General features: G+C 75.9%; 7 protein-coding genes and 1 pseudogene. 5 read left to right on the top strand and 3 right to left on the bottom strand.

Annotated elements, in window-relative coordinates:
* Positions 1-71: 71 nt before the first annotated feature.
* Together nirB and E9565_RS23075 are read right to left on the bottom strand one after the other, a co-directional pair.
* Entirely contained in the window at positions 72-2,588 is a 2,517-nt protein-coding gene (gene nirB / locus E9565_RS03790) for a nitrite reductase large subunit NirB (RefSeq protein ID WP_236834100.1), read from the bottom strand.
* A 1-nt stretch (position 2,589) separates the two neighbouring features.
* The gene (locus E9565_RS23075; RefSeq protein WP_236834099.1) at positions 2,590-5,187 is read right to left on the bottom strand and encodes a molybdopterin oxidoreductase family protein; all 2,598 of its coding nucleotides are present in this window, start codon (positions 5,185-5,187) and stop codon (positions 2,590-2,592) included.
* 643 nt (positions 5,188-5,830) lie between these two features.
* Between E9565_RS23075 and E9565_RS03780 the strand changes: the two genes are divergently transcribed.
* The 5 genes and pseudogenes from E9565_RS03780 to E9565_RS23485 all read left to right on the top strand — a co-directional run.
* Entirely contained in the window at positions 5,831-6,493 is a 663-nt protein-coding gene (locus E9565_RS03780) for an N-acetyltransferase (RefSeq protein WP_236826959.1), read from the top strand.
* A gap of 29 nt (positions 6,494-6,522) precedes the next feature.
* On the top strand, positions 6,523-7,422 hold the full coding sequence (locus E9565_RS03775; protein ID WP_236826958.1) for an alpha/beta hydrolase fold domain-containing protein: 900 nt from the start codon (positions 6,523-6,525) through the stop codon (positions 7,420-7,422).
* A gap of 146 nt (positions 7,423-7,568) precedes the next feature.
* Positions 7,569-7,919 carry a YciI family protein gene (locus tag E9565_RS03770; RefSeq protein WP_236826957.1) on the top strand — a complete coding sequence of 117 codons (351 nt, stop codon included), beginning with the start codon at positions 7,569-7,571 and terminating at the stop codon, positions 7,917-7,919.
* Positions 7,920-7,924: 5 nt separating this feature from the next.
* On the top strand, positions 7,925-9,163 hold the full coding sequence (locus E9565_RS03765) for an RNA polymerase sigma factor (protein WP_236834098.1): 1,239 nt from the start codon (positions 7,925-7,927) through the stop codon (positions 9,161-9,163).
* Positions 9,126-9,365: pseudogene (locus E9565_RS23485) on the top strand (hypothetical protein); the annotation flags it as partial. The gene E9565_RS03765 and the pseudogene E9565_RS23485, both read left to right, overlap by 38 nt.
* A gap of 99 nt (positions 9,366-9,464) precedes the next feature.
* Here the strand turns inward: E9565_RS23485 and arfB are convergent.
* Complete coding sequence (gene arfB / locus E9565_RS03760) at positions 9,465-9,905, bottom strand: alternative ribosome rescue aminoacyl-tRNA hydrolase ArfB (protein WP_236826955.1); 441 nt, start codon at positions 9,903-9,905, stop codon at positions 9,465-9,467.
* Positions 9,906-9,924 lie beyond the last annotated feature (19 nt).

Raw genomic sequence — 9,924 nt, 5'->3', positions numbered from 1 at the left:
CCCCTCCCCCGGCGGCACGTCCTCCACCCGGCCCACGACCACGCCGGCCGGCGCCGAGACCTCGGTGAGGCTCATCGGACCGGCACCTTCGGCAGCGCGACCAGCGGCAGCGCGGGGCGGAACTGGCCCGCCGTCGCCGGTTCGGGCCCGTCCTGCCCCCACGGGTCGCGGTAGGCGTCGATGGAGCGCTGGATGCCGGCGTCGAGGTGGGCCGCGTCGTCGTCCAGCGCCTGCCGGATCGTGTCCAGCCCGACGCGGGGCACAAAGTCGTAGGTGCGCTCCAGCCAGTTGGCGTTCTCGCGGTAGTGCTGCAGGAACCGGCCGGTCAGGGTGAGCACGGCGTCCCGGCCCTCCACCGTGGCCAGCAGGTCGCCCTTGCGGACGGTGGCCCCGGCGGCGCCGCCGACGTAGACCTCCCACTTCCCGCCGCCGACGGCGACCACGCCGACGTCCTTGACGTAGGCCTCGGCGCAGTTCCTCGGGCAGCCGACGACGGCCATCTTGATCTTGGCCGGGCTCTCGATGCCCTGGAACCGGGTCTCCATGTCGATGCCGAGCTGGGTGGAGTCGTCGAGGCCGAAGCGGCAGAAGTCCGAGCCGACGCAGGTCTTCACCGTGCGCATGCTCTTGCCGTACGCGTAGCCGCTGGGCATGCCGAGGTCGGACCACATCGCCGGCAGGTCCTCCTTGCGGACGCCGAGCAGGTCGATCCGCTGGCCGCCGGTCACCTTGACCATCGGCACCTCGTACTTCTCGGCGACGTCGGCGATCCGCCGCAGCTGCGCCGGCGTCGTCACCCCGCCCTTCATCTGCGGGACGACGGAGAAGGTGCCGTCGCGCTGGATGTTCGCGTGGACGCGGTCGTTGATGAACTCGGCGTCCTTCTCGGGGACGTGGTCGTGGCCCCACATCATCTTGAGCAGCGACGTGAGCCCCATCTTCGACCGCGCGTCGTCCTTCCCGCCGGGGGCGAGGGCGGCGAAGACGGCGGAGACGCTGCGCAGGTCCCGCTCCCGGATGGCGGCCATCAGCTCCGGCTTGGCCATCGGGATGCCGGGCACGTAGTACGAGGCGGCGGGGTCCTCGGCGACCTCCCCGTCCGCGGCCCACTCGACGACCTGCTTCACCAGTGACCTGCACGAGCCGCAGCCCTTGCCCGCGCGGGTGCGGTCCATGACCGCCCCGACGCTGCCGCAGCCGGCGGCCACCGCGCCGCAGATGTCGCCCTTGCTCACCCCGTTGCAGTTGCAGACCTGGCTGTCGGCGGGCATCTCGGCGACGCCCACCTCCGCCACCCCGTCGGAGAGGTCGACCAGCAGCCGGATCCGCTCCTGGGGCAGCGGCGCGCCCCGGTCGAACGCCTGGGTGAGGAAGGCGACCTTGCGGGTGTCGCCGAGCAGGGTGGCCCCGACCAGCTCGTCGTCGCGGATCACCACCGACAGGTGCACGCCCCGCCGGGGCTCGGAGATGACCAGGAACTCGTCGTCGTCCCGCTCGGGGGTGCTCACCCCCATCACCGCCACGTCGACGCCCGCCACCTTGAGCTTCGTCGCCGTCCGGCTGCCGTGGTACGCGGCGTCCGGGTCGGTGCCGGTCAGCACGTCGGCCAGGACCTTCGCGTGCTCCCAGGCCGGCGCGACCAGCCCGTAGACCTCGCCGCGGTGCTGGGCGCACTCACCGATGGCGTAGACGTCGGGGTCGTCGGTGCGCAGCTGGTCGTCGACGACGACCGCCCGCTCCACCTCCAGCCCGGAGCGGACGGCGAGGTCGGTGTGCGGCCGCACCCCGGCGGCGACGACGAGCAGGTCGCAGTCCAGCCGCCGGCCGTCCTTGAGCACGACGCCCTCGACGGAGTCGGTGCCCAGCACCTCGGTGGCCAGGACGTCGAGGTGGACGGTGATCCCGAGCTGCTCGACGCTGCGCTTGAGGACGGCGCCGGCCTCGGCGTCGAGCTGGGCGTTCATCAGCCACGGCATCGCGTGCACGAGCTCGACGTGCAGCCCGTGGCCCTGCAGCGCCCGCGCCGCCTCCAGGCCCAGCAGCCCGCCGCCCATCACCACCGCGCGCCGGCAGCGACCGGTCGCCGCGAGCATCGCGCGGGTCTCGTCGATGGTGCGGAAGCCGTGCACCCCGGGCAGCAGCGAGCCGTCGTCCCGCCGCACCCCGGCCATGGGCGGGATGAAGGAGTAGCTGCCGGTGGCGAGCACCAGGTGGTCGTAGCCGGTGACGCTGCCGTCGGCGGCGTGCACCTGCTTGGCGGCGGTGTCGATGCGCTCCACCCGGACGCCGGCCCGCAGGTCGACGCCGTTGTCGCAGTACCAGTCGTGGGAGTTGAGCACGATGTCGTCCTCGTGCTGCTCCCCGGCCAGCACCGGGCTGAGCATGATCCGGTTGTAGTTGCCGTGCGGCTCGTCGCCGAAGACGGTGATGCGGAACTGGTCGCCGCCGCCGCGCTCGAGCACCTCCTCCACGAAGCGGGCGCCGGCCATGCCGTTGCCCACCACGACCAGCCGGGCGCGGGGGTCGAGGTCGTCGTCCAGGTGCAGGGCGGTGGCGCCGGCCAGGCGGGCGCCGAGGATCGCCGACATCTCAGACCTCCACCAGACCCAGGTCGACGACGATCTCGCCGGTGACGCCCTCCGGCGCGGCCGCGTGCAGCTCCAGGACCGAGCCGCCCACCACGTCCTCGACGACGCGCAGCGGCACGTGCGTGTCGGCCCTGGCGCCGATCGGGAACCAGCGCACCGGCTCGCCGTCGCGGACCAGGAGCACGTAGACCAGCTCGCCGGTGGCGTTGCCACCGCGGAAGTACAGCGCCTGCGCGCTGCACCCGGCGGGCACGGTGTAGCGCAGGGCGGGGTCGATCGGGCCGGGCTTGGCCAGCCCCTCCCCGGTGATGGGGAATACGCCTTGCAGGAAGCGCGGGGTGCTCTTCACGGGGGTTCTCCTGGTCAGCGAGCCGGACGGACGGGTGCGGGACGGCGGGCGCGGGACGGGTGCGGTGGCGGGCCGGTGGGGCACGGGCCGGGGCTGGGTCGCGGCCGGCGGCGGCGCGACGCGCTCCTCAGGGCCGGTCACGCGGGTGACGGCGACGGCGCAGGCCTTGAACGGCGGCATCCGCGACGTGGGGTCGAGGTCACCGGCGTCGGTGAGGTCGTTGGCCCCGGCCCAGTGGAAGGGCACGAAGACGACGTCGGGCCGGATGGCGTCGGTGACCTGCGCGTGGAACCGGGCGCGGCCACGCCGGGTGGCCAGCTCGACGACGTCGTCCTGCGCGATGCCGAGCCGGGCGGCGAGGTCGGGGTGCAGCTCGGCCCGCGGGCCGGGCGCGACCAGCTGGAGGCTGCGGGTGCGGCGGGTCTGGGTGCCTGACTGGTACTGGGCGAGCACCCGGCCGGTGGTGAGCACCAGCGGGTAGTCGGCGTCGGGCCGCTCGTGCGCCTCGACGTGCTCGACCCGGAGGAAGCGGGCCCGGCCGTCGGGGGTGGCGAACCGCTCGGTGAACAGCCGCGGGGTGCCGGGGTGCCCCGGCGAGGGGCACGGCCAGAACACGCCGCGCTCCTCGTCGATGCGCCGGTAGCTGATGCCGGCGTAGTCGGCCGTCCCCCCGGCGCTGGCGCGGCGCAGCTCCTCGAAGACGGTCTCCGGGTCGCCGCTGAAGCCGTGCACCCCCAGCCGGCCGGCCAGCGTCGCCAGCAGCTGCAGGTCGTCGGGCACGCCGTCGGGCGGGTCGAGGGCGCGGCGCCGCCGGATGACGCGGCCCTCGAGGTTGGTCGTGGTGCCGGCCTCCTCGGCCCACATGGCGCTGGGCAGCACGACGTCGGCGAGCTCGGCAGTCTCGGAGAGGAAGAAGTCGCTGACGGCGAGGAAGTCCAGGTCCCGCAGCCGGCTGACGACCCGGCGCGCGTCCGGCGCGGAGACCGCGACGTTCGACGCCAGGACCAGCAGGGTGCGCACCCCGCCGTCGGTGCCGAGCGCGTCGAGGAGCTCGTACGCCGACCGCCCCGGCACCGGCAGGTCGTCCGGGTCGACGCCCCAGACCGCGGCGACGTGCGCACGGGCGGCGGGGTCGGCCAGCGACCGGTAGCCGGGCAGCTGGTCGGCCTTCTGCCCGTGCTCGCGACCGCCCTGCCCGTTGCCCTGGCCGGTGATCGTGCCCCAGCCGCTGCCCCGCCGGCCCGGCAGGCCGAGGGCGAGCGCCAGGTTGATCCACGCCTGCGCGGTGTCGGTACCGCTGCGGTGCTGCTCGGCGCCACGGGCGGTCAGGATCATCGCGTTCCCCGCGCGGGCCAGCGCGAACACGGTGCGCCGCTGGTCGGCGACGGGCACGCCGGTGAGCCGCTCGACGCGGTCGGGCCAGTACGCGGCCACGCCGGCCCGCACCTCGTCGAAGCCGGTGGTGCGCGCGGCGACGTACCGCTCGTCGACCAGCCCCTCGGCCACCGCGATGTGCAGGAGGCCGTTGGCCAGCGCCAGGTCGGTGCCGGGCAGCGGCTGCAGGTGGAGATCGGCGTTGCGGGCGGTGGCGGTGCGGCGCGGGTCGACGACGACGTGCCGGGCGCCGCGCTCGCGGCCCGCGTCGAACCACTGCATCGCCGGGGGCATGGTGTCGGCCGGGTTGCTGCCCACCAGCACGACGACGTCGGCGTCGGCGATGTCGCTCAGCGGGAACGGCAGCCCGCGGTCCAGGCCGAACGCGCGGGTGGCCGCCCCCGCGGCGGACGACATGCAGAACCGGCCGTTGTAGTCGATCGCGCTGGTGCGCAACGCGACCCGGGCGAACTTGCCGAACTGGTAGGCCTGCTCGTTGGTGAGCGAGCCGCCGCCGAAGCAGCCGACGGCGTCGCGCCCGTGGGTGGCCTGGGTCCGCTCGATCGCCGCGACCAGCCGGTCCAGCGCCTCCTCCCACGTGCTCTCCACCAGCGGGCTGGTGCGGTCCCCGGCGACGGCGCGGACCAGCGGCCGGGTCAGCCGCTCGGGGTGGTCCAGCAGCTCGGCCGACGACCAGCCCTTGGAGCACAGCCCGCCGCGGTTGGTCGGGAAGTCCAGCGGGACCAGGGTGGCGGGGCGGTCCCCGGCGGTGACGGCCATCCCGCACTGCAGCGAGCAGTAGGGGCAGTGCGTGCTCGTCGTCCTCGACGCACGCACCCCCGGGGCGGCGGCGGTCGGCGAGGCGGGAGCGGGCACGGGGACGAGAGTGGGTCGCCGTCGTTTCCCGGCGTCGACCCCGGCGTCAAGGTTGCGTTCCGTTCACCTCACCGCGGCCGCCGGGCCGGTGTGCGGCGGGACCGGTCAGGTGCCGTCGGCCGGCCCCGGGAGCCGCGCCGGGTCGTCCACGGGGTGCACGCCCACCTGGCCCTCCGGGACGAGGAGCGCCCCGCTGACCGACAGGCCGGCGTCCTCCACCCGGTGGTGGATCGTCTGGGCGGTGATCCACCCGTCCTCGATCAGGTAGGAGTCGATCCCGCAGCGGATGTCGAACTGCTCGTTTGCGGCCGCCCCACTCGAGCACCGCCATCCGGTCGTCGGCCAGGACGTAGCCGTACGAGTAGGTGCCCTCGGCGGCCGCCCGCCACAGCCGGTGGGCGGACGCGCGCACGCCGTCGTGCCCGCGGAACACCTCGCGGGCGGAGAGGACCACGACCTCGGGGTGGTAGTTCTCGGCGAGGTCGGCCTCGAGGTCGCCGGAGCGGCGGTGCTGGAGGTGGGAGGCCATGACCTGGCGGGCGGTGCGGCTGCGGGGATCGCGCGCGGCTGTGGTCATGCCCCCGATCGTGGCCCTGCCGGCGGCCGCCGTCGACGCCGCGCCCGTACATGGTGGGATCAGGGGGTGACCCCTCCAGGCCCGGTCGTCCGGCGGATCGACGACCCCGACGAGCCCGGCCCCGACGTCCGCCTCGCCGAGCAGCGGGACGTGCCCGCCATCGCCGCCACGCTCACCGTCGCGCTCGCCGACTCCCGCTGGACCCGGTGGGCGCTGCCCGACGACGGCCGGATGCAGCGGCTCACCCGGCTCAACGAGCTGGATGCGGCCCACCGCGGGGTGGCCACCGGCACCGCGTGGGTGACCGAGGAACGCGACGCCGTCGCCGTCTGGGACCCGCCGCCCGGCGCATCCGGCACCCGCCCGCTGCCGGACGACGTCCGGGCGGCGCTGGCCCGCGAGCTGCCCTACCTGTCCGCCGACCGCGCCCGGGTGGTGGCCGAGACCGAGGCGCTGGTGACCGCGGCGCTGCCCGACCGGCCGCACTGGCGGCTGCGGCACCTGGGCGTCCGCCCGTCGTCCCGACGAAGGGGGCTGGCCGCCGCCGTCCTCGCCCCGGTGCTGGTGCGCTGCGACGCGGAGAAGACCCCCGCCGCCGCGGCGGTGTTCGGCTGGGCCAACGTGCGGTTCTTCCGGGGCTTCGGCTTCCAGGTCGCCGAGACCACCCGCACCAGCGACGACGAGCTGCCGCTGTGGGTGCTCGTCCGCGAGCCGCTCTCGCTCAGCTGACCGCCGTCCTGCCGACCCCCGGAGGCCTCGTGCCCAGCGCTGCCGCCCGCCTGCTCCCCCCGCTGATGCGCCTGCTCCGCTTCCGGCGGGAGTTCGAGCACCCGGAGCGCATGCTGCGGGGCGTGGAGGAGCGGCTGCTGCGCCCGGTGCCGTACGGGCCGCCCCGCGGGCTCGGCCCGGTGGAGGTCGAGGTGGACGCCCGGCACGAGACCGGCTGGCCGGTGTACCGCGTCCTCCCCCGCGACCGGACGCCGGAGCGGGCCGCCGTCTACGTGCACGGCGGTGCCTGGGTCAACCAGATCCACCCGCTGCACTGGCGCCTGGTGGGCCGGCTGGCCGCCCGCAGCGGCACCGCGATCACCGTGCCGGTCTACCCGCTGGCACCCCGGGGGACGGCGGCGACGGTGGTGCCGCGGGTGGCCGACCTGCTCGCCGCGCTGGCCGACCGGTACGGCGCCGGGCGGGTCACCGCGATGGGCGACTCGGCCGGCGGCCAGATCGCGCTGTCCGCCGCGCTGCTCCTCCGCGACCGCGGCGTGCCCCCGCTGCACCGGACGGTGCTCGTCTCACCCGCGGTGGACCTGACCCTCGCCAACCCGGAGATCGACCTCGTCGAGCCGCGGGACCCCTGGCTCGCCCGACCCGGCACGCGGGCGGCGATCGAGCTCTGGCGCGGCGGGCTGCCGCTCACCGACCCGCTGGTCAGCCCGCTGTTCGGGGAGCTGGCCGGGCTCGGCCCGCTGACCGTCTTCAGCGGCACCCGCGACATCACCAGTCCGGACACCCGGCTGCTGGTCGAACGGGCCCGGGCGGCCGGCGTGCCGGTCGACCACCACGAGGAGGAGGGGCTGGTGCACGTGCACCCGCTGCTGCCGGTGCCGGAAGGGCGGCGGGCGCGGCGCGTGGTGACCGCCGTCCTCGCCGGCTGAGGAGCCCCCGCGCCGCGCCGGAGGTGCTGGCGCCCCCGCGGCCGCGCTGACATCGTCCCCTCGAGGTGTGTCGATCCGGCGGGTCGCCGTTCGTACTGGGGGTGAGCGACCGGCACGGAGCCGGCGCCGGACCCCGGGAGGCAACCATGGCCCAGTACCTGCTCAGCATCGTCCAGCCGGTCGGCGAGGTGCCGCCGCCGGAGGAGCTGGAGCCGGTGATGGAGGAGCTCGCGGCGCTCAACGAGGAGATGCAGGCCGCCGGGGCGTGGGTCTTCGCCGCCGCGCTCCACCAGCCCGAGGCGTCGACCGTCGTCCGGGCACAGGGGGACGACGTGCTCGTCACCGACGGCCCGTACGCCGAGGCCAAGGAGTTCGTCGGCGGGTTCGACGTCATCGAGGCCGCCGACCTGGACGCAGCCCTGGGCTGGGCCGGCAAGCTGGCCCGCGTGCTCGGCGGCCTGCCGGTCGAGGTCCGGCCCGTCGCGCAGACCTTCTGACGCCCGTGGCCGGCGCCGTCGCCGAGGTCGAGCGGGTCTTCCGCGAGCACCACGGCAAGGCCGTCGCCGTCCTCACCCGCCTCCTCGGCGACATCGACGCCGCCGAGGAGGCGGTGCAGGACGCGTTCCTCACCGCGGTGCAGCGCTGGCCGGGCGACGGGGTCCCGCCGAGCCCGGCCGGGTGGATCGTCACCACCGCCCGCAACCGGGCGGTCGACCGCTGGCGGCGCGACTCCACCCGCACCGACCGCCACGTCCAGGCCGCGCCGCTCCGCGGCGATCCCGCCCCCGTCGAGGAGGGGCCGGTGCACGACGACCGGCTGCGGATGGTCTTCACCTGCTGCCACCCGGCGCTGGCCGCGCCCGCCCGGGTGGCGCTCACCCTCCGGCTCCTCGGCGGCCTCACGACCGCCGAGATCGCCGCGGCGTTCCTGGTGCCCGAGACGACGATGGCGCAGCGCCTCGTGCGGGCCAAGGCCAAGATCCGCGCGGCGGGCATCCCGTACCGGGTGCCGCGCGAGGCGGAGCTGCCCGACCGGCTGCCGGCCGTGCTCGCCGTCGTCCACCTGATCTTCACCGAGGGGCACACCGCCACGAACGGAGAGGCCCTCGTGCGGGCGGACCTGTGCGCGGAGGCGATCCGGCTCGGCCGCGTCCTCGCCGAGCTGATGCCCGACGAGCCGGAGGTGACCGGCCTGCTGGGGCTGATGCTGCTCACCGAGGCGCGCCGGCCGGCGCGGACCTCGGCCGACGGTGATCTCGTGCCGCTGGCCGACCAGGACCGGTCGCGCTGGGACCGGGTGCTGGTCGCCGAGGGCCAGGAGCTGGTGCGGCGGTGCCTGCGCCGAGACCGGCCGGGTCCCTACCAGCTGCAGGCCGCGATCGCCGCCGTCCACAGCGATGCGCCGACCGCGGCCGCGCCCGACTGGCGGCAGGTCGTCGCGCTCTACGACCACCTGCTGGCGCTCGCGCCGAGCCCGGTCGTCGCGCTCAACCGGGCCGTCGCCGTCGCCGAGGTCGAGGGCCCGGCCGCGGGGCTGGCGCTGGTCGACCGCCTGGAGCTGCCGCACGACCACCTGCTGCCGGCCGTCCGCGCCGACCTGCTGCGCCGCGCCGGGCGGGACCAGGAGGCGGCCGCGGCGTACGACGCGGCGATCAGGCGGTGCGGCAACGAGCGCGAACGGGCGTTCATGCGGCTGCGGCGCGATGGGTTGTCGCCGTCCCGACGGTCGGAGGAGGCATGAGCACCCCCACCGCCCTGGACGTCACCTTCACCGCGCCCATCGAGGAGGACGGCGCGTTCCCCACCCACCTGGAGGTCCCGGACTCCACCGCGCTGCCGGGCACCCGCCGCGCGCTGAAGGTGACCGGCACGCCGACGGGCACGCCTTCGCCGCCACCCTCGTGCCGTCGGGCACCGGACCGCACTGGCTGCCGCTGCGCGCGGCGATCCGCTCGGCCATCGGGAATAGCCGCGCGGGCGAGCAGGTCACCGTGCACCTGCAGCGGCGGCTGAGCCAGCCGTCACGCCGCGGCGGCCGCCGGTCAGTCCCAGTCCCGGCGCTGCTGCTTGAGCTGCCCGCGCTGCTTCTTGGCCTGGATGCGGCGCTCCTGGGAGCCCCGCGTCGGCTTGGTGCGGCGCCGGGCCGGCGCCGGTGGGGCCAGCGCGGCCCGCAGCACCGCGGCGAGCCGCTCGCGGGCGGCCTGGCGGTTGCGCAGCTGCTGGCGGTGCTCGCTCGCGGCGACGGTGAGGACGCCGTCGACGAGGCGGCCGGCCAGCCGTGAGGCGAGCCGCGCCCGCTGCGGGTCGCTCAGCCCCGGCAGGTCCAGCGGCCGCACCGAGAGCTCGACCCGGGAGTCGGCGGTGTTGACGCCCTGCCCGCCCGGCCCCGAGCTGCGGGAGAAGCGCCACGACTGCGCGGCCGCGGGCACGACGAGGGAACCGGTGACCGGGAGGTCACCGGAGGCGTCGTCGGTCCCTGGCACCCGGACAGTGTGGCCGACG

The sequence above is a fragment of the Blastococcus sp. KM273129 genome, assembly GCF_021698995.1.
Lineage (GTDB): Bacteria > Actinomycetota > Actinomycetes > Mycobacteriales > Geodermatophilaceae > Blastococcus.
This window is presented reverse-complemented; position numbering and strand designations above follow the sequence as displayed.